At 44.9% G+C, this 24618-nt stretch carries 19 protein-coding genes, 1 pseudogene and 1 riboswitch; of the genes and pseudogenes, 8 read left to right on the forward strand and 12 right to left on the reverse strand.

Annotation, left to right across the window (positions count from 1 at the left end; all coding sequences use genetic code 11):
• Positions 1 to 26: 26 nt before the first annotated feature.
• On the forward strand, positions 27 to 248 hold the full coding sequence (locus KS242_RS07005; protein WP_217323663.1) for a hypothetical protein: 222 nt from the start codon (positions 27 to 29) through the stop codon (positions 246 to 248).
• Here KS242_RS07005 and KS242_RS07010 read toward each other — a convergent pair.
• Positions 245 to 1036 (reverse strand): serine/threonine protein kinase, encoded by a 792-nt coding sequence (locus KS242_RS07010; RefSeq protein WP_217323664.1) that lies wholly within the window; start codon positions 1034 to 1036, stop codon positions 245 to 247. The genes KS242_RS07005 and KS242_RS07010 overlap by 4 nt on opposite strands.
• Before the next feature lie 124 nt (positions 1037 to 1160).
• Here KS242_RS07010 and KS242_RS07015 point away from each other — a divergent pair, with 124 nt between their 5' ends.
• Both KS242_RS07015 and KS242_RS07020 read left to right on the forward strand, forming a co-directional pair.
• Complete coding sequence (locus KS242_RS07015) at positions 1161 to 2000, forward strand: SPFH domain-containing protein (RefSeq protein WP_217323665.1); 840 nt, start codon at positions 1161 to 1163, stop codon at positions 1998 to 2000.
• A gap of 12 nt (positions 2001 to 2012) precedes the next feature.
• A complete protein-coding gene (locus KS242_RS07020) occupies positions 2013 to 2177 on the forward strand; it encodes a type II toxin-antitoxin system antitoxin (RefSeq protein WP_077309951.1) in 165 nt (54 codons plus the stop codon).
• Between the two features lie 31 nt (positions 2178 to 2208).
• On the opposite strand, the gene ilvA is transcribed toward KS242_RS07020, so the two are convergent.
• From ilvA to ilvD, 9 genes are all read right to left on the reverse strand, one after another.
• On the reverse strand, positions 2209 to 3207 hold the full coding sequence (gene ilvA, locus KS242_RS07025; protein ID WP_217323667.1) for a threonine ammonia-lyase: 999 nt from the start codon (positions 3205 to 3207) through the stop codon (positions 2209 to 2211).
• A 6-nt stretch (positions 3208 to 3213) separates the two neighbouring features.
• Complete coding sequence (leuD, locus tag KS242_RS07030) at positions 3214 to 3798, reverse strand: 3-isopropylmalate dehydratase small subunit (protein WP_217323669.1); 585 nt, start codon at positions 3796 to 3798, stop codon at positions 3214 to 3216.
• Positions 3799 to 3810: 12 nt separating this feature from the next.
• Positions 3811 to 5226, reverse strand: a complete 1416-nt coding sequence (leuC, locus tag KS242_RS07035) for a 3-isopropylmalate dehydratase large subunit (RefSeq protein ID WP_217323670.1) — start codon at positions 5224 to 5226, stop codon at positions 3811 to 3813.
• Positions 5227 to 5245: 19 nt separating this feature from the next.
• Positions 5246 to 6331: a 3-isopropylmalate dehydrogenase gene (gene leuB / locus KS242_RS07040; protein WP_217323671.1), complete on the reverse strand. Its 1086-nt coding sequence runs from the start codon at positions 6329 to 6331 to the stop codon at positions 5246 to 5248.
• Between the two features lie 23 nt (positions 6332 to 6354).
• Positions 6355 to 7896: a 2-isopropylmalate synthase gene (locus KS242_RS07045; protein WP_217323672.1), complete on the reverse strand. Its 1542-nt coding sequence runs from the start codon at positions 7894 to 7896 to the stop codon at positions 6355 to 6357.
• Complete coding sequence (gene ilvC / locus KS242_RS07050) at positions 7874 to 8920, reverse strand: ketol-acid reductoisomerase (protein ID WP_217323674.1); 1047 nt, start codon at positions 8918 to 8920, stop codon at positions 7874 to 7876. Before ilvC ends, KS242_RS07045 begins: the two co-directional genes overlap by 23 nt.
• A gap of 33 nt (positions 8921 to 8953) precedes the next feature.
• Complete coding sequence (gene ilvN, locus KS242_RS07055) at positions 8954 to 9478, reverse strand: acetolactate synthase small subunit (protein ID WP_077309939.1); 525 nt, start codon at positions 9476 to 9478, stop codon at positions 8954 to 8956.
• On the reverse strand, positions 9475 to 11208 hold the full coding sequence (gene ilvB, locus KS242_RS07060; protein WP_217323675.1) for a biosynthetic-type acetolactate synthase large subunit: 1734 nt from the start codon (positions 11206 to 11208) through the stop codon (positions 9475 to 9477). Before ilvB ends, ilvN begins: the two co-directional genes overlap by 4 nt.
• Before the next feature lie 322 nt (positions 11209 to 11530).
• Positions 11531 to 13198: a dihydroxy-acid dehydratase gene (gene ilvD, locus KS242_RS07065; protein WP_217323676.1), complete on the reverse strand. Its 1668-nt coding sequence runs from the start codon at positions 13196 to 13198 to the stop codon at positions 11531 to 11533.
• A gap of 401 nt (positions 13199 to 13599) precedes the next feature.
• Here ilvD and KS242_RS07070 point away from each other — a divergent pair.
• Positions 13600 to 16763: pseudogene (locus tag KS242_RS07070) on the forward strand (NTTRR-F1 domain).
• A 124-nt stretch (positions 16764 to 16887) separates the two neighbouring features.
• A complete protein-coding gene (locus KS242_RS07075; RefSeq protein ID WP_217323678.1) occupies positions 16888 to 18681 on the forward strand; it encodes a M3 family oligoendopeptidase in 1794 nt (597 codons plus the stop codon).
• Between the two features lie 89 nt (positions 18682 to 18770).
• Here the strand turns inward: KS242_RS07075 and KS242_RS07080 are convergent, their stop codons facing one another.
• Positions 18771 to 19325, reverse strand: a complete 555-nt coding sequence (locus KS242_RS07080; protein WP_217323679.1) for a TetR/AcrR family transcriptional regulator — start codon at positions 19323 to 19325, stop codon at positions 18771 to 18773.
• A gap of 320 nt (positions 19326 to 19645) precedes the next feature.
• On the opposite strand from KS242_RS07080, the gene KS242_RS07085 reads away from it, so the two are divergent.
• A complete protein-coding gene (locus KS242_RS07085; RefSeq protein WP_217323680.1) occupies positions 19646 to 21148 on the forward strand; it encodes a glycine betaine uptake BCCT transporter in 1503 nt (500 codons plus the stop codon).
• Between the two features lie 168 nt (positions 21149 to 21316).
• The gene (locus KS242_RS07090) at positions 21317 to 22270 is read left to right on the forward strand and encodes an ABC transporter ATP-binding protein (RefSeq protein WP_217323681.1); all 954 of its coding nucleotides are present in this window, start codon (positions 21317 to 21319) and stop codon (positions 22268 to 22270) included.
• On the opposite strand, the gene KS242_RS07095 is transcribed toward KS242_RS07090, so the two are convergent.
• Positions 22248 to 23624, reverse strand: coding sequence for a peptide MFS transporter (locus tag KS242_RS07095; protein WP_217323682.1), 1377 nt, complete (start codon positions 23622 to 23624; stop codon positions 22248 to 22250). The two genes, KS242_RS07090 and KS242_RS07095, sit on opposite strands and share 23 nt — an antisense overlap.
• Positions 23625 to 23834: 210 nt before the next feature.
• A riboswitch (TPP riboswitch) is annotated at positions 23835 to 23934 on the forward strand.
• 85 nt (positions 23935 to 24019) lie between these two features.
• Between KS242_RS07095 and thiT the strand changes: the two genes are divergently transcribed.
• Positions 24020 to 24583: an energy-coupled thiamine transporter ThiT gene (thiT, locus tag KS242_RS07100; RefSeq protein ID WP_217323683.1), complete on the forward strand. Its 564-nt coding sequence runs from the start codon at positions 24020 to 24022 to the stop codon at positions 24581 to 24583.
• The last annotated feature ends 35 nt before the right edge of the window (positions 24584 to 24618 follow it).

Consider the following 24618-nt stretch of genomic DNA (forward strand, 5'->3'; position numbering starts at 1 on the left):
ACAGCAGAACTAAGGGAGGAAATCTTATGTTCAAGAAGTTTATCCGTAAATTACAAGAATCCGCTGGCGGCAGCAGTCATCGCCGCGGCAGAAGATACGATTCCAGCGGCCACCGAGGCCGTCGCTACGATTCCAGCAGCCATCGCGGCCGCCGTCGTCATGGTTCGAGCGGAAGCAGCGGTTATGGCCGCAATCGTTATGGAGGCAGCAGCCGATATAAACGCCGGGGTTATGGAAGCAGCAGTTAATCTGCTGTTTTTTCTTTTGCTCTTTCCATTGCTTTAACTGCCCCCGCAGCCGTGGCGAATGGCTCTCGAATGCCAAGTAATCTTTCCAGCACTAATTTGCAATCTGCTGATAAGGTAAGCTCTTCTGTCCAAGGAAGGGCTTTTTTATTTGTCTGTTCGTACGTTGTATACAAGAGGTATAGCAGGATATCGCCTAGATCAAACAAATCTTGTTCCTTTCGCAGCTGTTCTTCTCTCGTTTCCGTCCCTGTAAATTGTGCTGCCAAACCAAAATCAATTAAAGAAGCACGTCCTTCTGTTAACATGATATTCGGAATGCGAATATCACCATGGTAAACACGCTTTGCATGCAGGTATTCCACAATATGGGCAATATCAATTGTCAGTTTGATTGCCTCTTCTTCGGTGTACGTTTTCTTTGTATCAAAAATATGCTGTTCGATATTCTCACCAGTTAGATAGTCCATAACAAAGAAATAGCCATCTTCTGTATGGAAAAAGGATGTAGCTCCAGGAATTGCAGGATGCTGAAGTGCTTGCAAAAGCTCAAATTCACGCTGAAACATAGCGAAATATTTTTTGCGCTTTTGTCTGCTGCGCCGCAGCTGTTTCACAGTGCAGGTTTGATCGTGCGCAATATCTTTACATAGGTAAGTTGTGCCGTAGCTTCCCGAACCGAGTTTTCGTATAACATTGTATCTTTCCATTATGTGCGTGCCAGGCGGATAATTCTTATCAACTAACTGACGGTGCAGCAATCGAAATGGTCTAATCATGTGATAAAGCATGTAGTTTCTCCAGTCTTTTTCTTTTAGTATATCGGCTTGTTCGGAGGTTGCAAAGAAAGATATCAGAATATATAATAATATTAAAGTGATATCACTTTAATATTAAAATGTAGGAGTGACGTATATGAAAGAAAAGCAGGCTGCTGTCTTGAATGGTTTCCTCGGTGTATTAATTATTCTCGCTCTGGTGGGTGCTGGTATCTTTAGTTTGGCACAAGGGGTTATTTTTCCGGCTATCCTTTTGTTTATTGTTGGTTTGCTGCTTATAACCGGCATCGTCATTGTACCTCCAAACCAATCCTATGTGGTGACTTTCTTCGGAAAGTACATCGGCACTATACGCGCCAACGGGCTGTTCCTGACAATTCCGTTAACAACAAGACAGCGAATTACACTGCGTATTCGCAACTTCAACTCCAAGACCCTAAAAGTAAATGATATAGAAGGAAATCCAATTGAAATAGCAGCCGTGATTGTGTATCGTGTAATAGATACGGCCAAGGCGGCATTTAACGTGGATGACTATGAAGAGTTCGTCGCGATCCAAAGTGAAGCAGCGGTACGTTATATTGCTTCCAATTATCCGTACGATAATTTTAAAGAGACCGGTTATTCGCTGCGTGAAAACGGAGATGAAATCACTGGAAAACTGCAAGCAGAGCTGGAAGCGCGGTTAAGTGAAGCAGGCGTGGAAGTGATGGAAGCACGTTTCACACACTTAGCTTACTCGACAGAGATTGCACAAGCAATGCTGCAGCGTCAGCAAGCATCTGCTATTATTGCTGCACGTAAGATGATTGTAGAAGGTGCAGTCGGCATGTCAATGGATGCTGTCGAAGCTTTGAATGATGGTGATCTAGAGCTGGATGCAGAACGAAAAGCACAGATGGTGAATAATTTGATGGTGGCCATTGTTTCCGATCGCGGGACACAGCCCGTTGTAAACAATGGATCGCTATATTAAAGCAGGGGTATTATGGCAAAGAAGAAGAGTTTTCCGTTGCGCATCAATCAGGAAATTTACGACATGGTGCAGAAGTGGGCAGACGATGATTTTCGCAGTGTGAATGCTCAAATCGAATATCTGCTTCGCGAGCAGTTGAAGCAAGCTGGACGACTGAAGTCAGAGAAAGAAAAATAGAGCAGAAAGCGATGTGCTTTCTGCTCATTTTTTATGCCATGCTGTTGGCGGGGAGATGCATCGTATGTGCATGCAGCTCAGACAGTTTTTGAAGATCGAAGTTCCCACCGCTGATGATAATTCCACAATGCTTGGAATGAATGCTCTGATGATGGCGCATCAAGGCAGCAAATGCTGCAGCACCAGCTCCTTCTGCAAGCGTTTTGTGCCGTTCGAGCAACTGCAGGATACTTGCTGCAATATCATGCTCTGAAACGGTAACCACATCATCCACATATTGCTGAATCAACGGCATCGTCACTTTGCCAGGTTCCTTCACAGCAATTCCCTCAGCAATTGTCTTGCAAGTTAAGGAAGGCAGCAGATGCTTGTGAAAAGTATGATACGTTGCACAAGCTGCCTCTGTCTGTACACCGATAACTCGGATGGACGGTTTCATTTGTTTAGCAGCAAAAGCAATACCGCTAATTAACCCGCCGCCACCGATAGGGACGATTAAAGTATCCAGCTGAGGCTGATCTTTGAGCATCTCAATGGCAATCGTACCTTGACCTGCAATAATATCCACATCATCAAAGGGATGGATGAAAGTGCTCCCCGTTTGCTGCTGTTCTTTCTGGGCAGCAAAAAGAGCTTCTTGAAAGTTCTCTCCTGCTAGCTCAACAGATGCTCCGTAACTCTTGGTTGCTTCTACTTTAGGCTTTGGTGTATGAATCGGCATAAAGATTTTCGCTTGAATACCCCGTTTTGCCGCAGCCAATGCCACACCTTGTGCATGATTGCCTGCAGAAGCCGCGATAACGCCGCGTTTTGCAGCCTCATCATCCAGGCAGCCAATCTTAAAGCAAGCCCCACGAGCTTTAAAAGCACCTGTCTTTTGTTCGTTTTCCATCTTCAGATAAACGTTCATTCCTACCGATTGGTCCAAAGTGGTTGAAGTTCGAATCGGTGTATGATGCACCAAATCCTCCAAATAAGCTGCTGCTGCTTGTATTTTCTTCTGACTTAAGCAATCCCCAATGCCCTTCACACTCCTTTAATTATGTGTCTGTTCAAATTGTTTGATCTGATCGGCATACGTCAGTGTAATGCCGATTTCATCTAGTCCATTTAAAAGCATATGCTTATGGTAGGCTGGAATATCAAAGCCTGCCTTGAACTCAAGATTATCATATACTATCTGATTTTTCAGATCTATTGTCAGTATATACGATTTCTTTTCTGCTTGCTTGAGCAAGTAGTCTACTTGTTCTTCTGAAAGTTTAATAGCTAAGATGCCGTTCTTTGTCGTATTACTATAGAAAATATCGGCAAAGCTCGGTGCAATAATTACTTTAAAGCCATAATCTAAAAGGGCCCATGGCGCGTGCTCACGTGAGGAGCCGCAGCCAAAGTTATCGTCGGCAATTAATACAGATGCACCTTTGTACTTTGGTTCATTCAATGTAAAGTCTTGTCTTGGCTCGCCCTCGTCATCAAAACGCCAGTTATAGAAAAGGAACTGGCCAAAACCTGAGCGCTCAATCCGTTTTAAAAATTGCTTCGGGATAATTTGATCAGTGTCGACATTTCTTTTTGGCAAAGGGTATACGAGGCCATTATGTGTGTGAATTGGTTCCATTATTCATCCTCCTTACACAGTTGGTGTCATCACTTGCCGAACATCGACGAAGCGGCCCTCAATGGCTGCTGCTGCTGCCATCTCTGGACTAGCTAGGTGGGTCCGTGCCCCCGTACCTTGGCGGCCTTCAAAATTCCGGTTAGAAGTGGAAGCGCAGCGTTCACCAGCAGGCACAACATCTTCATTCATTGCCAAACACATACTGCAGCCTGCATCGCGCCATTCAAACCCTGCTTCCCGGAAGAGAGTATCCAGTCCTTCTTGCTCCGCTTGCATTTTAACTGTAAAAGAACCTGGAACCACCATTGCTCGTACGGAAGGGTGCACTTTTCTTCCGCGAATGACACTTGCTGCTTTGCGCAAGTCGGTAATTCGAGAATTCGTACAGGAACCAATAAATACATGCTGGATTTCAATCGATGTTAACTGTTGGTTTGGTTCTAGTCCCATATAAGCAATTGCCTGTTCTGCTGCACTTTTCTCGTCTGGATCTTCAATTAAAGCAGGATCCGGCACACTAGCAGAAATAGGCAGGCACATACCAGGGTTTGTTCCCCAGGTTACTTGCGGCTCTATTGTTGTTGCATCTAGCGTAACAGTATTGTCGTAGGTGGCGCCTTTATCCGTGGCAAGCAGTTTCCATTCTGCCACTGCTTCTTCAAATGCTGCAGCATCAGGTGCATATCTTCTGCCGCGCAAATATTCAAATGTCGTTTCGTCTGGGCTAATCAATCCAGCACGAGCACCAGCTTCGATTGACATGTTGCAAACTGTCATGCGTTCTTCCATAGACAAGCCGCGAATTGCTTCTCCCGTGTACTCAATGACGTAACCAGTACCAAATTTGACTCCAAATGTACCAATGATGGCAAGTATCAAATCTTTCGCTGTCACACCAGGACCGAGCGGACCGTCAATCTGGACGTTCAATGTTTTTGGCTTGTTTTGCCAAAGTGTCTGGGTCGCTAAAACATGTTCAACCTCACTTGTTCCAATACCGAATGCAAGCGCTCCGAATGCACCATGTGTCGACGTATGACTGTCACCGCAAACAATTGTTTTACCAGGCTGAGTCAGACCAAGCTGCGGTCCGATTACATGAACGATGCCTTGGTCCGGGTGATCAATATCGGCCAATCGGATACCAAACTCCGCGCAATTGGTTCGTAATGTATCCATTTGTTTACGAGCAACTTCATCGCGAATGATTGGGCGGTTGATCGTTGGAACATTATGATCTACTGTGGCATATGTTCGTTCCGGCTGACGTACTTTGCGTCCTGTTAAGCGCAGTCCTTCAAAAGCTTGCGGCGAAGTTACTTCGTGAACAAGATGCAGGTCGATATAGAGCAAATCAGGCTTATCGGTCTCTTGTACAACGGTATGTTTTTCCCAGATTTTCTGGATGATTGTCTTAGGCTGTTTCATCGTAATCTTACTCCTTTCGTTAAGCGCGTACTTTCTCAGCTTGCAGCTGCTCAAGAACTAGAGATGTCATTTTCTCGGTACCAACAGTAAATGCCGGTTCAGCTTGCATGTCAGTTGTGCCATATCCTTTTTTTAGTACATGGTCTACAGCTGTCTCAACACTGTCTGCTTCTTTTTCCAACCCGAAGGAGTAGCGCAGCAGCATAGCTGCCGATAAAATGGCACCAAGCGGGTTTGCGATATCCTTTCCGGCTATATCCGGAGCGGAGCCATGCACTGGCTCATAAAGCCCGAGCTCATCTTTTCGAAGACTTGCTGAAGGGAGGAGGCCGAGAGATCCCGTAAGCACAGATGCTTCATCGCTCAGGATATCGCCGAACAAATTCTCTGTCACAATGACATCAAAGTAGGTCGGATTGGTAATCAGCTTCATTGCAGTGGAGTCAACAAGCATATGTTCAACGGTTACTTCCGGGTAATCTATACTTTTTTCATTAACAACTTCCCGCCAGACTTTGCTAGATTCAAGAACGTTTGCTTTGTCAACAGAAGCAAGACGCTTATTCCGAAGCATTGCACTTTGAAAACCGATATCGACAATTCTTTCAATCTCGTTTTTTTTATAATGCAGCGTGTCTACCACAGTCTGCCCGTTGTCACGACGCTCACTTGGGAGCCCGAAGTAAAGACCGCCAGTTAATTCCCGAACAATCAACAGATCACTGCCAGCAACAATTTCGGGCTTCAGCGGCGAGCTGCCCAGCAGGGAAGGGAAGGTCTTTACAGGGCGTAAATTGGCAAACAGTCCAAGCCCTTTACGCAGCTGCAACAATCCTTTTTCAGGCCGTAAATGAGGGGGATGCTGTTCCCATTTCGGACCTCCTACAGCACCTAATAAAATAGCATCTGCTTCCTCACAAGCTTGCAGCGTTTCAGCTGGCAGCGGCTCACCAGTTGCATCAATGGCTGCACCGCCGATTTCTTTTGTATGAAAGGTAAACGTATGAGAAAAATTAGCTGCTACTTGCTGCAGGACAGAAGCAGCAGCTTCTGTCACGGCAGGGCCAATTCCATCTCCTGGAAGCAGAACAATTGTTTTTTGCATAATCAACACTCTCCAAACAAGTTTTAGGTTACTGGTTGTGTTTTCTTTAGGGTAGCTGCCCGCAGAGCGCGGTTCACGCCATTTACAAAGGCATGGCTGGAAGCTTTTAAGACATCATTAGCTGTGCCTCGGCCGGTATACGGCTCTCCGTCCACTTGCAGCTGCACATGTACTTCCGCCAGCGCATCTTCTCCTTTGCCGACCGAATGAATACGGTAGTCGGTGAGTGTTACTTGTTCGGCAATTAAAGCTTCCAACGTGTTGTAAATAGCTTCTACTGTCCCGTGACCAGTTCGGGCTGTTTCTTTGATTCCGTCATCCGGTGTTTGCAGAGCGATTGTTGCTGTCGGCAGATTTTGCGGCCCCATCGTTACTTGCAGCGCTTTTACTTCGTATGTCCGTACAGGATCATGCTTCGTTTGGACGTCTAGTGCAATGGTAAACAGATCATCATCTGTCACTTCTTTTTTCTTGTCAGTCAGACGCTTGAAACGGTCGAATGCTTCTTGCAGCTGCACGTCAGATAGAACAAAGCCCAGTTCACTTAATCTTGTGTTAAAAGCATGGCGACCTGAATGCTTTCCAAGTACAAGGTTGGTAGCGTTCATGCCGACTAAGGCAGGTGTTATAATTTCATACGTTTCAGCGTGTTTCAGCATGCCATCTTGGTGAATGCCGGATTCATGAGCAAAAGCATGATCTCCGACAATTGCTTTATTTCCTGGAACATTCATGCCCGTCAGTTTACTGATAAGGCTGCTCGTTCGTTTAATTTCCTGTAAGACGAGACGAGATGTATGTTCATAAGCGTCTTTACGGATATGCAAAGCCACTGCAACTTCTTCCAAAGCGGCATTACCGGCGCGTTCACCAATACCATTGACTGTTCCTTCAATTTGAGTGGCGCCGTTTTCGATAGCAGCAATGCTATTAGCAACAGCCATTCCTAAATCATCATGGCAGTGGGCAGAAAGGTCAGCTTTTTCGATATTGGGCACATGTTCTTTCATATAAGCGAACATCTTGCCATATTCGGCTGGTGTTGCGTAACCAACTGTATCAGGCAGATTTACCACAGTTGCGCCTGCATCGATGACTGCCTCCACAACTTGTGCCAAAAAGCTGAGTTCAGAACGAGAAGCATCTTCTGCCGAAAACTGGACGATTGGAAATCGCTCTTTGGCATAAGAAACCATCTCGACAGCAGTTTGCAATACTTCTTCCGGTGTCTTTTTTAACTTATACTCCATGTGGATAGGGGAGGTGGCGAGGAACACGTGCACTCTTGGCTGCTCCGCGTCCTTTAAGGCTTCCCACGCCGTATCGATATCACTTTTCTTTGCACGAGCTAATGCGGTAACCGCAGTAGTCTTGATGGAACGTGCGATTTCCTGAACAGCCAGAAAGTCACCCTCGGAGGAAGCGGGGAATCCCGCTTCCATAACATCCATTCCGAGGCGCTCCAGCTGCCGGGCAATTTCAAGCTTTTCCAGTTTGTTCAAATTGACTCCGGGTGTTTGTTCACCATCCCGAAGAGTTGTATCAAAAAAATTTATTTGAGCCATGGACGATCACTTCCTCAGCGGATTGATTTTTCTTGCCTTGTTTGACGAATGGCATCAATTCGCGGAGCTCACGACCGACTGTTTCAATTGGATGATTTGATTCTTTCGTGTTAATAGCATTAAATTGCGGACGGTTTACTTGGTTTTCCAAGATCCAGCCTTTAGCGAATGTACCGTTTTGGATATCTGTCAATACGTCTTTCATACGCTCTTTTGTTTCAGCGTTCACTACACGCGGGCCGGAAACAAAGTCACCCCATTGTGCTGTATCAGAGATGCTGTAACGCATTCCTTCCAAACCAGATTCATACATCAGGTCAACAATCAGTTTTAGTTCGTGCATACATTCGAAGTAAGCAACTTCTGGCTGATAGCCAGCTTCTGTCAACGTTTCGAATCCAGCTTTCACAAGACTTGTAAGTCCGCCGCAAAGCACTGCCTGCTCGCCGAACAGATCGGTTTCGGTTTCTTCTTGGAAAGTAGTTTCCAAGATGCCGGCACGGCCAGCTCCAATCCCTTTTGCATAAGCAAGTGCGACTTCTTTAGCTGTGCCGGTTACATCTTGGTATATACCATAAAGTGCAGGTACGCCAGCTCCTTCTGAAAAAGTACGGCGAACAAGATGTCCGGGACCTTTTGGCGCAACTAAGAACACATCAACATTTGAAGGAGGTGTAATTTGATTAAAATGAACGTTAAAACCATGTGCAAATACTAGTGCATTGCCTGTTTCTAAGTGTGGCTCAATGCTTTCCTTATAAACAGCAGGCTGCAATTCATCCGGTACAAGCACCATGATAACTTCTGCAGCTTGTGCGGCTTCAGCTGCTGAACGAACATCATGTCCATCCTCGATTGCTTGATTCCAAGATTTACCTTGACGAAGCCCAACAACAACATCAAATCCGCTTTCCTTTAGGTTCTGCGCATGAGCATGGCCTTGGGAGCCATAACCGATTACTGCGATTTTCTTCCCTGTTAGTACCTCTTCTTGGATATCATTGTGATAGACTACTTTTGCCATAAACGTGTCATTCCTCTCCATTTTTAATAGGTTTTAGTTTGTTATAAGTGAATACGTGTTTCCATCCGCAGTTTGCGGCTGGTGCCCACGCAGGAAGGCCGTTACACCAGTTCGAGTCAGTTCTTTAATGCCATAAGGCCTAACAAGCTCGAGAAATGCTTCGATCTTATCGGAGTCGCCAGTGACTTGAACAATCATGCTATCCTTGCTAATGTCGACCGCACTTGCGCGGAAGGGGGCAATGATACTTTGCAGTTCACTGCGGCTGGCAGGGGGGCAGACAACTTTTACTAGTGCGAGTTCCCTGGCCACAATGGCATGATCGGTAATGTCCGCAACTTTCAGCACGTCAATTTGCTTGTGCAGCTGCTTTGTGAGTTGTTCCAGCTTTTGCATGTCTTCGACTTCGACGACGAATGTCATGCGGCTGATTTGTTCGACTTCTGTTTTGCCAACAGAAATGCTATCAATGTTAAATTGGCGTTTTTGCATCAGACCAGTAATCCGGTTGAGCACCCCGCTCCGATTTTGAACAGTAGCAGTAATGACTCGCTTCATCGACTCACTCCAATCATTTCATGCAAACCTTTTCCAGGTGCGATCATTGGGAATACATTCTCCTGCCGCAGAACACGGCAATCAATAACAACAGGTTCATCAGAATGGAGCAGGGAAGGGAGCTGCTGGACCAGCTGTTCCTGTGTATCAAGTCGCACTCCTTTGATGCTGTAACTGTCCGCCAACTTGATAAAATCAGGCTGTACATTTAGCAATGATTCCGAATAGCGCTCTTGGTAGAAGAATTCCTGCCATTGCCTAACCATACCTAGACTTTGATTGTTGACAATGAGTACCTTGACAGGCAGTCTGCGTTCTTGCAGAACAGACAGTTCCTGCATTGTCATTTGGAAGCCTCCATCACCCACAATACTGATAACGGTACTATCAGGACTCGCTAGCTGAGCTCCGATAGCAGCAGGGAAGCCAAAGCCCATTGTGCCGAGACCTCCGGAAGTGACCCATCTGTTGGGCTGATCAAATCCGTAATACTGCGCTGCCCACATCTGGTGCTGGCCGACGTCAGTCGTAATGATTGCTTTACCGTCCGTTGCTTTATGCACAGCTTGCATGACCCATTGCGGGGTTAGATCTTGTACTGGATTGTTATACCAAAGCGGAAAATCTGCTTTGTATTGCTGTAAATGATTGCGCCAGTCTTCACTAGCTGCTGCGTTCGATTCTTCAGCCATAAGTGCCTCGATTGCTGCTTTGGCATCTGACACAACCGGTATGCTTGTTGGAATAATCTTACCAATCTCAGCCGGATCAACATCGATATGCGCGATTGTTGCGTCAGGAGCGAAGTGTGCTAAGTTTCCAGTCAGTCTGTCATCGAAACGAGCACCTACATTGATTAGTAAATCGCATTCGTACAGGGCACGATTAGCGGCATACGTACCGTGCATGCCTGCCATCCCAAGAAATTGTTGATCACTGGAAGGGAAGGCACCAAGTCCAAGCAGGGTTGAAACGACAGGCAGCTGGAAACGTTTTGCGAAATGCTCAACTTCCTGTGCTGCTTTTGCATGTAATACTCCCGCACCAGTTAAAAGTACTGGACGTTTCGCCTTTGCAATCGCATGAATCAGTTTCTTGATTTGATTGGTATTCGGTTTTGTTGTCGGCTGGTAACCTGGAAGGTGAATCGCTTGTGATGTTGCAGCCGTTTGGTAAGCTTCGCCTGAAATATCCTTTGGAATATCTATTACAACGGGACCAGGTCGTCCTGTTGTCGCAATGTAGAATGCTTCTTTGACAATGCGCGGCAAATCTTCTTGTCGCTGCACTTGATAGTTGTGTTTCGTGATTGGTGTCGTAATACCCATCACGTCTGATTCTTGGAATGCATCAGTACCAATCACACTTCTGCCTACTTGGCCAGTGAAAATAACTAAAGGCAAAGAATCCATCATGGCATCAGCAATTCCAGTAATCAGGTTGGTGGCACCAGGCCCTGAAGTAGCAATCACAACGCCAGGTTTTCCAGACACTCTTGCATATCCTTCTGCTGCATGAATTGCACCTTGTTCATGGCGGGTTAGAATATGCTTGAATTGTGGTTCAGCGCGATACAAGGCATCGTAAATTGGAAGTACTGCTCCTCCTGGATAGCCGAAAATCGTATCTACACCGGCTGCTTGCAATGTTTCTACGAATAGATCAGCACCAGTCTTGGGAACTTTTGCGGCAGGATTTCTTTCCTGTACGGCTTGCGCCTTCACCTTCATGGTTTTATCCCTCCAAAAGATTGTTTGTTATATATAAAAAAGCCTTCTTTCTCCATTCAAGCAAGCTTGCAAGAAATGGGGAAAAAAGACTCTTCTTTTCTCGGTACCACCCAAGTTCACAGTTTCCTCACGGTAAACTGCCTCGTGGAGCTGAACTTCCGCTCCGTTTTGATAACAGGTGCTGCACACCTGGCTCAGCCTACTCTGATTTCAGCTTTGCACTCGGGGAAGAGAGATGACGGATTATATTGCCAGGATTTCAGCGTCCCTGGCTCTCTGTGAATATAATGTATCCGTCACTATGGTCCCGTCTTTGATTTGGTTATATCTTCATAACGCCGCCAGTATTAGCAGAAGTTACGAGTTTTGCATATTTTGCTAGGTAACCGGTTTTAATCTTCGGTTCCGGCTGCTCCCAGTTCTTACTGCGTTCTTTGAGTACATCTTCATCGACGAGCAATTCAATACTGCGCGTCTCTAGGTCAATTAAGATTGGGTCGCCATTCTCAACAAATGCGATTGGACCACCTTCGGCTGCTTCTGGAGAAATGTGTCCGACAGAGATACCTCGTGTCGCCCCAGAAAAACGTCCGTCTGTAATTAGTGCAACTTCTTTTGCTAACCCGCGCCCGGCTATAGCAGAAGTGGGGGTTAGCATCTCTGGCATTCCTGGTCCGCCTTTTGGCCCTTCATAACGGATCACAACAACATGACCTGCTTGCACCGTACCATTCGAAATACCCTCTTGTGCTTCGTCCTGGGAATTAAATACAATTGCTTCTCCTAGGAATTTTTTGATGGAAGGGTCAACAGCTCCAACCTTAATGACACTGCCATCAGGCGCTAAGTTGCCATATAAGATACTTAGACCGCCTACAGGGCTGTAAGGGTTATCCAGCGGACGGATTACATCTTTGTTCAATATCTCGTGATCTTCTACATTCTCTGCAATTGTTTTACCGGTAATGGTAATGCGTTCTCTATGAAGCAGGCCATCAATCTTACAAAGCTCTTTAATAATGGCACTGACTCCGCCGGCGAGATGAACGTCATGCATCGAATAGTCAGATGCTGGACTGATTTTAGATAGATAAGGCGTCTTTTCAGCAATCTTGTTAATATCAGCTAAGTTATAATCAATACCTGCTTCATGCGCTATTGCAATGGTATGGAGTACCGTATTGGTAGATCCGCCCATTGCCATATCCAAAGCAAAGGCATTATCAAAGGTTTCTTTTGTCAAAATGTCACGAGGACGAATATCTTCTTTCACGAGGCGAACCAAATGCCTGGCCGCTTCGTAGATTAGTTCGTGACGCTCATCAGACGTTGCCAGCAGTGTTCCGTTTCCAGGAACAGTCATGCCGAGCATTTCCATAAGGCTGTTCATCGAATTGGCAGTGAACATACCTGAGCAGGAGCCGCATGTTGGACAAGCTAGTGTCTCGATGGTTGCTAATTCTTTTTCTGTCATGGTGCCATTCTGAACGGCACCTACACCTTCAAACATAGATACTAGATTCAATGGTTTGCCTTCTGGACTAACACCAGCTTCCATTGGACCTCCGGATACAAAAACGGAAGGGACGTTTGTTCTCGCTGCCGCCATTAGCATTCCTGGTGTGATCTTATCGCAATTCGGTATATAAAAGACGCCGTCGAACCAGTGAGCCTGAATAACCGTCTCTGCACTGTCAGCAATAATCTCCCGGCTGGGCAAACTGTAGCGCATGCCGATATGTCCCATTGCAATACCATCGTCTACACCGATTGTATTGAATTCGAATGGTATACCGCCTGCCTCACGAATAGCATCTTTTACAACTTCTGCAAATTTGTTTAAATGCATATGTCCAGGAATGATATCAATGTAGGAGTTACAAACTCCGATGAATGGCTTTCCTAGGTCGGACGTTTTTACACCCGTCGCATGCAGCAGACTGCGGTGTGGTGCCCGGTCAATTCCTGTTTTGATCATGTCGCTTCGCATAAGATCAAAACACCTCCCAATTGCAATAAATTCTCTTTTTTTCTCGAGTGATACATTCCATTTTTAAATAATTCGAAAATTCATTTATTTAATTAATTGTCAGTTATCATAACGCCTAACTAGAGCTAGGTCAACAGCAAAAACAATAAATTTTCAGATTCTTTAAATGATTCAATTAAATTGAAAGCGTTAACAATAGGATAAGAGTGGGTTTGTTTGTGAGAAAATTTGCCAAGAAACTTTTTTTAGCACATTCCTGCGTTTGTTGATCACCTGTAAATGGAAAAAACGTAAGTCTATAGGTCACTGGAGGGGTCAGTTCAGTTTTAAAGTGAATAAGCATAAGAAGAGGTTGCATGGAAAGAATTAATCATTCTTCTTACAGGAGGCAAATAAATTCAATGTCCCCCCAGAATATTATTGTTAATGGCGGGTTCGAGTCTGGAAGTTTAGAACCTTGGATCTCATCTTTTGCATCTATTACACAGCAATATACGAATAGCGGAAACTTTGCAGCGTTACTAGACGGAGGACAAAACGTCGCTTATCTTGCACAGTACGCGTCTCCAATCATTCCAGGAAACAACTATACGTTGACTTTGTACTTGGTAAAGGCAAGCACACTCCCTGCGCCGCCAGTGCAGATACAATTGCTCTTCTTAACAGAAGACTTTCAATCTGTTGGAAGAAGCGTGTTTATAACCGTACCGGCAGAAAACATACCGTTTGCCGGGTTAGATGGTTGGAGAGAAACTACGGTTACTACCGATGTTGCACCAGCAGGAGCAGCTCAAGTCTTTTTGTTAATAAACACGCTGTCTGATCCGGGATCGGCTGATATTTTAGTGGATGATGTTAGTGTGACAACAGTCGGCGGAGGTTCGACTGGATTAACGGGACCGACTGGAGCAACTGGAGCAACTGGAGTCACAGGATCGACAGGGATTACAGGAGCAACGGGAATAACGGGGGCAACAGGAGTAACCGGAGCAACAGGGATTACTGGAACAACCGGAGTCGCGGGAGCAACAGGAGAAACAGGAGCGACAGGAGAAACAGGAGTTACTGGGGCAACAGGACTAACTGGAGCAACAGGAGTAACTGGAGTAACTGGAGTAACTGGAGTAACTGGAGTAACTGGAGTAACGGGAGTCACAGGATCCACAGGAGAAACAGGAGTCACCGGGGCGACAGGAACCACCGGGGCAACAGGAATCACCGGAGCGACAGGAACCGCCGGAGCAACGGGAATCACCGGAGCAACAGGAGTTACTGGAGCAACCGGAGTTACCGGAGCGACAGGAACTGCCGGGGCAACTGGGATAACTGGAGTGACAGGAGTTACTGGAGCAACCGGAGTTACCGGAGCGACAGGGACCACCGGGGCAACGGGAATCACCGGAGCAACAGGAGTAACTGGAGCAACAGGAGTTACTGGAGCAACCGGAGTTACCGGAGCGACAGGAATCACCGGAGCGACAGGAATCATCGGAGCGACAGGAACCACCGGGACAACCGGAATCACCGGGGCGACAGGAACCACCGGGGCAACCGGGCTTACAGGAGTAACAGGAGTAACAGGATCAACCGGAATCCCAGGAACAACGGGAATCACAGGAGCCACAGGGATCACGGGAACAACCGGAATCACCGGAGCGACAGGGATCACCGGAGCGACAGGGATCCCAGGAACAACTGGAGTTACCGGAGCGACAGGGATCACGGGAACAACGGGAATCACCGGAGGGACAGGAACCGCCGGGGCAACAGGAATCACCGGATCAACCGGAATTCCGGGAACAACGGGAGTTACCGGAACGACAGGAACCACCGGGGCAACTGGAATAACTGGAGTGACAGGATCAACCGGAGCAACCGGAATCCCAGGAACAACTGGAGTAACCGGAGCAACGGGAATCCCAGGAACAACGGGAGTAACCGGAGCGACAGGAACCACCGGGGCAACAGGAACCACCGGAGCAACCGGGATCCCAGGAACAACGGGAGTTACCGGAGCAACCGGAATCACCGGAGCGACAGGAACCACTGGAGTAACAGGATCAACCGGAATCACTGGAGCAACAGGAACCACCGGGGCAACCGGGCTTCCAGGAGTAACAGGGATCACAGGAGCAACCGGAATCACCGGAGCAACAGGATCAACCGGGATCATCGGAGCAACAGGAGTAACCGGAGCGACAGGAACCACCGGAGCAACCGGAATTCCAGGAACAACTGGAGTGACAGGAGCAACCGGAATCCCAGGAACAACGGGAGTAACCGGAATCACCGGAGTGACAGAAACCACCGGGGCAACCGGAATCCCAGGAGCAACAGGAGTCACCGGGGCAACCGGGCTTACAGGAGTAACAGGAGTAACAGGAGTAACAGGAGCAACCGGAATCCCAGGAACAACGGGAGTAACAGGAGCCACCGGGGCAACCGGAATCCCAGGAACAACGGGAATCACAGGAGCCACAGGGATCACGGGAACAACGGGAATCACCGGAGCGACAGGAACCGCCGGAGCAACCGGAATCACTGGAGTGACAGGAACCACCGGAGCAACCGGAATCACTGGAGTGACAGGAATCACTGGAGTGACAGGAGCAACCGGAATCCCAGGAACAACGGGAGTAACCGGAATCACCGGAGTGACAGGAACCACCGGGGCAACCGGAATTCCAGGAGCAACAGGAGTCACCGGGGCAACCGGGCTTACAGGAGCAACAGGAGCCACCGGGGCAACCGGAATCCCAGGAACAACGGGAATCACAGGAGCCACAGGGATCACGGGAACAACGGGAATCACCGGAGCGACAGGAACCGCCGGAGCAACAGGAACAACTGGAGTAACAGGAGTTACCGGAGCAACCGGAATCCCAGGAACAACGGGAGTTACCGGAGCAACCGGATCACAGGAGCAACCGGAATAACCGGAGCGACAGGAACCGCCGGGGCAACCGGGCTTACAGGAGTAACAGGGATCACTGGAGCAACCGGAATCCCGGGGACAACTGGAGTAACAGGGATCACTGGATCAACCGGAATCACCGGAGCGACAGGAACCACCGGGGCAACCGGAATCTCGGGAACAACGGGAGTAACAGGAATCACCGGGGCAACCGGAATCACTGGACCAACTGGACCAACCGGCGGTACGCTGCCTTCTATTGCTGCAATTACAGCAAGTCAGGCAACTGCTTCTCTTCCAATCCCTCTAAATACAGAGACAACAATAAACACAATAGCTCCTGCTGTAACTACAGGAAATAATATAAAGCTGGATTTAAATGCCCAAGTGGCAAAAGTAGTTACTGCAAACTGGAATGTTTCAATTGTGCTCAATCTTCGCAGGGGAGGTACTCTTATAAATTCAGTTACTATTACAAGGACAGGTCAGCCTGCCGGTACCCAAAGAATACTCATCCCAAATACATTTGTAGATGTCGCTCCTGCAACTGGGAGTGCTTCCTATACAGTTAGTGTGACGGTTGTTCCCGTCTCAAATGTAACCTCAGCAACTGCTGAGACGCGTAACTTGAATGGTATCCGTTTTATATAAATGCATGGGTCTATAGTAACGAATAATGCTATAGCCTCCTTTGATGAAAAATATCGAACACTAAAACTTTTCAGTCAATAGTTCGAAGCGTATAATAGAATGGTAATTGAAGGAGGCGTACATAATGACAAATAAATATGGACAAACATGGGATTTGGATGTGATTTTCCCGGGTGGCAGTGACTCTGGTGAACTTACTGAATACGCTCAGCAAGCAGAGCAAGCACTGCATCAATGGAAACAAGCGCTGGAGGATTTCCAAGTTCCGGATGAGTCCGCAAATCCTGCTGGTTTATTAAGTATAGTAGAAAAATGGGAAGAATCGGCGAAACGTGTATTTGAGATTGTTGCGTTCGTGGAATGTCTCGTGGCACAAGATGTAACAGATAAGAAAGCGAAGCAGTGGTCAGGTAAAAAGGATGAGCTTATGGCTGCCTACAGTGGAACACTAACGGGTGTAGATAAAGTCATTACGCAAGTGCCGCAGCAGACATGGGAACAGATGCTTGAGAAAGATGAATTGATTAATTATGCATTTGTACTTGAGGAACGCAGAAAAGAAGCAGCTGAGAAGTTATCTCCAGAACAGGAGGTACTGTTGAATGATTTGGCTATCGATGGTTATCATGGCTGGGGAAGCATGTATGACACAATTGTCAGCAGCATTCAAGTGCCATTAGAAATAGATGGAGAAGAGAAAACATATTCTGTTGGCCAGGCAGCAAATAAACTGGATGCGGCAGATCGTAAAGTGAGACAGCATGTATTTGGAAGAATGCAGGAAGCTTGGACAGAAAAAGAGGACTTCTTTGCCGAAACGCTCAATCATCTGGCTGGTTTTCGTTTGCAAACATACAAGCATCGTGAATGGGATAACGTTTTAAAAGAGCCGTTAGCGTATAACCGTATGTCTCAGCAAACATTGGATGCAATGTGGGGCGCAATTGCAGATGAGAAAGATACCTTTGTCAACTATCTTCAGCGAAAAGCTGATTTACTCGGTTTGGAGAAATTGAGCTGGTACGATATTGATGCGCCATTATCTTCGACTACGAAGCATGTAACATACGATGAAGCAGCAGACTTTATTGTAAAGCATTTCCGAGCATATAGTACACAAATGGCTGATTTCTCGCAGCAAGCATTTGAAAAACGCTGGATTGAAGCGGAAGATCGTAATAGTAAACGTCCCGGCGGATTCTGTACAAGCTTCCCAGACAAAAAGGAAAGCCGGATTTTCATGACGTTTAGCGGAACAGCGAATAACGTATCGACACTTGCGCATGAATTAGGACATGCTTACCATAGTTATGCGATGAATGATGTGGAGCAGCTGAATCAGGAATATGCAATGAACGTAGCGGAGACAGCGTCCACTTTAGCTGAATTGATTGTCTCAGACGCTGCTGTAAAAGAAGCAGCAACAAAGGAAGAAAAGATTGCGTTAATTGAGGAGAAAATCCAGCGCAGTATCGCTTTCTTCATGAATATCCATGCTCGCTTCTTATTTGAAACTAGATTTTATGAAGAACGCAAAAATGGTCTTGTGTCAGCAGCGCGCTTGCGCGAATTAATGGTTGAGGCTCAAAAAGAGGCGTACAGTGATCAGCTTGGAGAATATGATCCGACGTTCTGGGCTTCCAAACTCCATTTCTATGCAACAGATGTACCGTTTTACAATTTCCCTTATACATTCGGTTTCTTATTCAGTACGGGTATTTATGCGAAAGCAGCAGAAAACCCGGAGACATTTGAAAGCTCTTATAATGCATTGCTTGAAGATACAGGACGTATGACGGTTGAGGATCTGGCGATGAAACATTTACAAGAAGATTTAACGGAAAAAGACTTCTGGCTGAAAGCAATTGAAGTGTGTAAGCAAGACGTGGAAGAATTCTTGCGCTTGACTGCAAAATAATATATGAAAAATGGACCGAACATTTAGAGGTATCTAATTGTTTGGTCCATTTTTTTAAAGCAATAAAAAATACTGCATATCGCGCCACATTACGAAGTTTGTTGGAAAAGAACTTTCGCCATGGAAATTGAATATTCAGTTGCTTTGTCAGCACCTATTAAGGTTGTCATAGAAGTAGTTCCTTCGAGCAGTAATGTGAGCTGATTGGCTAAATGCAGCTGATTCTTATCCTGCTTTTCTTCCGTTAATTGCTGAAAATAATGAAGCAATTTTGATTTATGTTCTCTTGCAATTGTTTCAATCTCATTATCTGTTCCGGTATAATCCTCTATCGCTCTTAAGAACATATCCCCATTATAGGAGTGTTCCTTTAACCAGCGACAGTGACCTTCTACAGCTCGAATAAAAGGAGAATCTGAGTCTGATGCAATAGAGGAATCAAGGTAGGACCAATAACGCTCCTCACGTCGCTTTAATACTTCTTCTACTAGCTTATCCTTGGAAGGAAAATGATTATATAGTGTCATTGTAGCTACATCTGCTTCTTTAATAATTTGCTTTAAACCCACACCGCGAAACCCATGTTCGTAAAACAACCGTTCCGCTACTTGTAGTAGCATATCCTTTTTAGTTGGTCGACTCATATGATTAACTGCTCCTTAAATTAATTAGAACCAATCTACAAGTTACAATTTCCAGTAACTAGAGTCAAGCAATAGTTCGTTTGTCCGGCCTATAGTTTACAGAGAATTCCGGTCTTGATTACTTATCCGAATAATTTAATAGTGATTGTGAATCTAATCAATTAGCGTTAATCAGTTGATTCTAAGACAGCTATATGTTAAAACTAGAAAGGTCGTTCTATCTAAAATACTATAGTTTTTTGCTGCTGCTCGTAATGCGAGGATAAAATTTGTATAGCAGTAGCTTTAGAACTTAGTTGTACATGAAAGGGGAATATTTTATGAGTAAAGTGGGCAAAGTTTTTTGGATATCTTTGGCCATCTCAGCTATTTTTGTTGTTTGGGGTGTAGCAGCACCAAAAAAATTAGAATATATCTCTAACGAGGTGCAATCTTTCTTAACCTCGCAATTCGGGTGGTTTTATATCGTTTCAGTTGCTATTTTCTTAGTCTTTTCCATATACCTTATTTTTAGCCGTTTTGGTCATATGCGTTTAGGAAGAGAAGGAGAAAAACCAGAGTACAATAGAATTACTTGGTTTGCCATGCTATTCAGCGCAGGAATGGGTATTGGGCTTATTTTCTGGGGAGCGGCAGAGCCGTTAGCTCACTACGCTGCACCGCCTGAAGCAGAAGCGGAAAGCATTGAAGCTGCTAAAAATGCACTGCGTTACTCGGTATTCCACTGGGGATTACAGACGTGGGCTGTATACACAGTAATTGCTTTAGCAATTGCATACTTCAAATTCAAAAGAGGTGCACCAGGTCTTATCAGTTCAACTTTCGAACCTTTAATTGGAGAAAGAACAAAAGGCTGGATGGGTAATGTTATTGATATTATTGCGGTATTTGCAACTATATTTGGTGTTGCAACTTCTCTAGGTTTGGGAGCTTCTCAAATTGCTGGCGGTTTGTCATTTATCTCGGATATTAAGAATAACTTTACAACACAATTCATCATTATTATTATCGTAACAATATTGTTTATGGCATCTGCTTGGTCAGGTATTGGCAAAGGAATTAAGTGGCTAAGTAACGCGAATATTGTATTAGCTGTCTTGCTTCTTTTACTAACGTTATTCTTGGGACCAACGCAGTTTATTCTTAATACATTTATTGCTACTATGGGTTCTTACGTGGAGTCCTTGCCTTCCCTTAGCTTCCAAACAGGTTCATTTAATGATGATTTCAACGGATGGATTCAAAGCTGGACAATATTCTATTGGGCTTGGTTCATTGCTTGGTCACCTTTCGTTGGTACCTTTATTGCACGTGTATCAAAAGGGAGAACAGTTCGTGAATTTGTGATAGGCGTGTTATTCATTCCAACTATCTTTTGTGCTTTTTGGTTTATCGTATTTGGCGGATCCAGCTTGTTCCAAGAGATAAATGGTATCAATACGGGTCTTACTGATTTGGCGCAAGAAGAAACGTTGTTTGGTTTGTTTGAAGGAATGCCGATGTCGTCCGTACTAACAATTATTGCATTGTTCTTGATTAGCACCTTCTTTATTACATCGGCTGACTCTGCAACGTTCGTTCTAGGAATGCAAACGACACAAGGAAGCTTGAACCCTTCTAATAAAATTAAAATGATTTGGGGAATTATCCAAGCAGCAACAGCTTCCGTACTGCTTGCAACAGGTGGGCTAAATGCATTACAGACAGCGTCCATCGTGTCGGCCTTTCCATTCGCTTTCATATTACTAATTATGATTGTGGCACTTGTAAAGGCTATGAATGAAGACTTGAAGAAGGAAAGAAGAAGTAAGAGTAAAAAATAAATAAAATGTAATAGTCTGGTTCTATGTTGATAGGATGCAGGCTATTTTTTTGTTCCATAAAGTGTAACTCTGGTGTATGTGTATGACATTTGTCACTTCTAATTGTGACAAAACATCCTTACTCTTCCGAAGGTATCTTGCTATTCTGAAAACAGGAGGTGGGTATAGATGCTGAAGCTGACTCACATTAAGAAATCCTTTCAAGGAAAATTAGTACTGAAAGATATTACATTCCGAATGGCGCAGGGGGAAAGCATCGTCATGCTGGGAGCAAATGGAGCAGGCAAATCTACTTTATTGAAGATTATTATGAAGATGTTAAGGGAGGATGGCGGAAAAATAGAATGGTCGCTGAAGAAGCCGCGAATCAGTTATGTACCTCAGTCGCCTTCCATGATTGGCAATCTAACTGTCTGGCAGTTTGCTTCTTATCTACTAGCGCTGCATGGGAGAAAGGAAAAAACCCTTGAAGCGCTGGGGAAAGCGGGGCTGGAAGCGCAGAAAAAAGAAATTGCAGAAAACTTGAGTACTGGACAGATGAAGCGGTTATTGTTCCAGCTTGCTGTTTTAGCGAAACCAGAATTATTGATTATGGATGAACCTACAGCTGGAATGGATTTAGAAGCAAAGCGGCAGTTTTACCGCCAATTGGCTGCTATGCGTCAAACAGGGATGAGCTTTATTGTAACAACGCATATTCTTTCAGAGGCCGAGCAGCTTGCAGATCGACTGTTGTATCTGGATGGAGGCATGATTAAGAAGGATCGTCCAATTTATGAGATTAAACAAGACCAACAAACGATATCTTTTTCTGCTGGCAGAGAATATAACCTTCTGCTGTCCTCCTTAGGATATCACTACCAAGATGGAATCTATCGGAAATTAACGAAAAAAGCAGAAGAGGAGATAAAAGTACTGCTAAATGCTGCTGTTCCATTAAAACAGCTTGAAGTGACAAGTAATTCGTTAGAAACATATGTTGAAGAACTGGAAGGAGAGGAAACATCGGAGCACAAAACCGTTCACAGGCGGTCTACCTGGCAAAAGAGAAAGCATACATATAAAAAAACACAGCTCCTGTGCGGAACTGTGTTTTTTGTTAGTCTCGGGCATCTAGCATAGTTTGCAGTTTCTTGGATACTGTTAGCAGAATGATACCTACTATAATAGTCACAATACCAATCGCACTAAAAATTTCAAGATAGCCGAGTGATTCTGTTAAAGCTGCTAGTTGACCAGCAATGATATTTGAGATTCCTGTTGCAGCCATCCAGATACCCATTAATAGGGAAGCTATTTTAATAGGCGCAACTTTACTTATCATTGACAACCCGACTGGTGATAGACATAATTCGCCGAGCGTATGGAAGAGATAAGTAAATACAATGAACAAGATGTTCGCTTTTTGGGTAATGTCAGCTTCATTGCTGCCAGTAAATAATACTGCTGGTACTAAGATTATAAAACCAATTCCTAGTAGTACCATTCCCATAGACATTTTAGTAGTAGTATTGATGTCTCCGCGTTTTGTTCGACTTAGTTTTAACCATATACCTGAAAGAATTGGCGCCAGAATTACAATGAATACAGGGTTCAGTGATTGGAACCAAGATACAGGCACTTCATAGCTTCCAATCGTTCGATCGATAAAGTCTCGTGTATAAAGCGTTAGGGATGTCCCAGCTTGTTCAAAACCAGCCCAGAAAAAGATAACGAAACAAGCAAGAATTAATACAGCTACTGTTCGTTTCTTATCCGCTTTTGTTAGTTTAGCAGGAGTCCCGCCATTCACACTTGCAACTTTTCTTGCAGGTTTTGTCCCAATATCGCCTAGATATCGTTTGCTTAAAGAGTTAAAAATAACCTGTCCGATAATCATTCCGATTGATGATGCTAGGAATGCCCATTTAAAACCGAAATGTTCAATTCCTGATGCATCTACGGTGTGGAAAAGATCTTCTGCTAAGAAACCTGCTACAAGTGGAGAGAAGAATGCTCCAATATTAATTCCCATATAAAAAATTGTGAAGGCAGCATCTTTTCGTTTATCAAGCGGCTCATATAATTCACCGACATGTGTCGAAATGTTCGGTTTGAAAAATCCGTTACCGATAATCAAGAACAGCATTCCGACATAAAGCCCTGCTTGTGTATTGAAAAGGAATAAACTGAAATCACCAATAGCCATTAGAATACCGCCAATTGTAATTGCAGTTCGCAGTCCAATAAACCTGTCTGTAAGCCAACCGCCAATAATAGGGGTGAAGTATACAATACCAGTATAAAAACCATATATAAGCGCTGCGGTTTGAGTATCCATTCCTAATCCGCCACTTATTACTGTGGCAGTCAGATACAGCATTAGTACAGCACGCATACCATAATAGCTATATCTTTCCCACATCTCAGTGAAGAAGAGAAGATACAATCCCTTTGGATGCTTCTTCCCTTGTGGGATTGTAGCTGGTGTATCCATAATAAAAAATCCTCCCTTTTTGTCGAACATTGTCCATTATACGTTATAGTTTTTCTCGAATTCAAACAATTTTGTTATATGAAGTAAAAGTAAAACAATTGCTAAAATTAGCACTTGGGGATTAATTCCGCAATAGGAAAAAATAATATTGGTTGCTAGCGTTGTCATTTTTCTTTATAATGGAAGAACAACAGAAGACAATCGGTACAAAAAGCCTGCAGGGGGAGCCATTATGGCTGAGATGGACATATGTCCAGACCCTTTGAACCTGTGAGTTAGCACTCGCGTAGGGATGTAGCTTCTTTGATGGGAAAACAATGCACATTTGGGCCATCGGAAGATCCCGCTGCAGCATTGTTTTTTTGTTGCATTCTTTTTTATAGGGGAGAAGTAATATGCAATCAAGAAGCAAGGTTTTATTTTTAGTTGAAGTGGCGATTTTTGCTGCGCTAGCTGTTGTTTTGGACTTATTTTCATTTAAAGCATGGGCCCAGGGAGGAAGTATTTCCTTACAGATGGTGCCAATATTTCTCATGGCTTTCCGCTGGGGCTGGAAAGGCGGTCTTGTAACTGGATTAGTTGTAGGATTGCTCCAACTTGTTACAGGACCTTATATCATACATGTTGTCCAAGGATTTCTAGATTATCCGGCCGCCTTTACTTTAGTGGGGTTCGCTGCGGTAACATCTGGATTGGCACAAAAAGCAGCAAGGCAGAACAATCGATTTAAGCTCGCTTTGCTTCTTATCGCCGGAACATTAATTGGTAGCGTTGGACGCTTTGCTGCTCATTTTGTGGGAGGCATGGTTTTCTTTGGCAGTGCAGCAGCACCTGGGCAGTCAGTATGGGTTTATTCATTAATCTACAATGGCTCTTATTTATTACCTAGTTTTATCGCTAGTATGGCAGTTATTATTATTTTAGTGTTCGCTCAGCCCAAACTTATTCTTCCAAAGTGAAAATTAAAGGCACTGTCCATTTGGACAGTGCCTTT

It is taken from the genome of Terribacillus sp. DMT04, from assembly GCF_019056395.1.
Taxonomy (GTDB): Bacteria; Bacillota; Bacilli; order Bacillales; family Amphibacillaceae; genus Terribacillus; species Terribacillus aidingensis_A.

Excerpts from the sequence above, each read along its gene's own strand:
- ilvC (WP_217323674.1), bottom strand. The coding sequence starts at position 8,920 with ATGGCAAAAGTAGTCTATCACAATGATATCCAAGAAGAGGTACTAACA.
- ilvD (WP_217323676.1), bottom strand. The coding sequence starts at position 13,198 with ATGCGAAGCGACATGATCAAAACAGGAATTGACCGGGCACCACACCGC.
- KS242_RS07005 (WP_217323663.1), top strand. The coding sequence starts at position 27 with ATGTTCAAGAAGTTTATCCGTAAATTACAAGAATCCGCTGGCGGCAGC.
- thiT (WP_217323683.1), top strand. The coding sequence starts at position 24,020 with ATGCAATCAAGAAGCAAGGTTTTATTTTTAGTTGAAGTGGCGATTTTT.
- KS242_RS07080 (WP_217323679.1), bottom strand. The coding sequence starts at position 19,325 with ATGAGTCGACCAACTAAAAAGGATATGCTACTACAAGTAGCGGAACGG.
- KS242_RS07090 (WP_217323681.1), top strand. The coding sequence starts at position 21,317 with ATGCTGAAGCTGACTCACATTAAGAAATCCTTTCAAGGAAAATTAGTA.
- leuC (WP_217323670.1), bottom strand. The coding sequence starts at position 5,226 with ATGAAACAGCCTAAGACAATCATCCAGAAAATCTGGGAAAAACATACC.
- KS242_RS07095 (WP_217323682.1), bottom strand. The coding sequence starts at position 23,624 with ATGGATACACCAGCTACAATCCCACAAGGGAAGAAGCATCCAAAGGGA.
- KS242_RS07045 (WP_217323672.1), bottom strand. The coding sequence starts at position 7,896 with ATGGCTCAAATAAATTTTTTTGATACAACTCTTCGGGATGGTGAACAA.
- KS242_RS07015 (WP_217323665.1), top strand. The coding sequence starts at position 1,161 with ATGAAAGAAAAGCAGGCTGCTGTCTTGAATGGTTTCCTCGGTGTATTA.
- leuB (WP_217323671.1), bottom strand. The coding sequence starts at position 6,331 with ATGCAAAAAACAATTGTTCTGCTTCCAGGAGATGGAATTGGCCCTGCC.
- leuD (WP_217323669.1), bottom strand. The coding sequence starts at position 3,798 with ATGGAACCAATTCACACACATAATGGCCTCGTATACCCTTTGCCAAAA.
- KS242_RS07085 (WP_217323680.1), top strand. The coding sequence starts at position 19,646 with ATGAGTAAAGTGGGCAAAGTTTTTTGGATATCTTTGGCCATCTCAGCT.
- ilvB (WP_217323675.1), bottom strand. The coding sequence starts at position 11,208 with ATGAAGGTGAAGGCGCAAGCCGTACAGGAAAGAAATCCTGCCGCAAAA.
- KS242_RS07020 (WP_077309951.1), top strand. The coding sequence starts at position 2,013 with ATGGCAAAGAAGAAGAGTTTTCCGTTGCGCATCAATCAGGAAATTTAC.
- KS242_RS07075 (WP_217323678.1), top strand. The coding sequence starts at position 16,888 with ATGACAAATAAATATGGACAAACATGGGATTTGGATGTGATTTTCCCG.
- KS242_RS07010 (WP_217323664.1), bottom strand. The coding sequence starts at position 1,036 with ATGCTTTATCACATGATTAGACCATTTCGATTGCTGCACCGTCAGTTA.
- ilvN (WP_077309939.1), bottom strand. The coding sequence starts at position 9,478 with ATGAAGCGAGTCATTACTGCTACTGTTCAAAATCGGAGCGGGGTGCTC.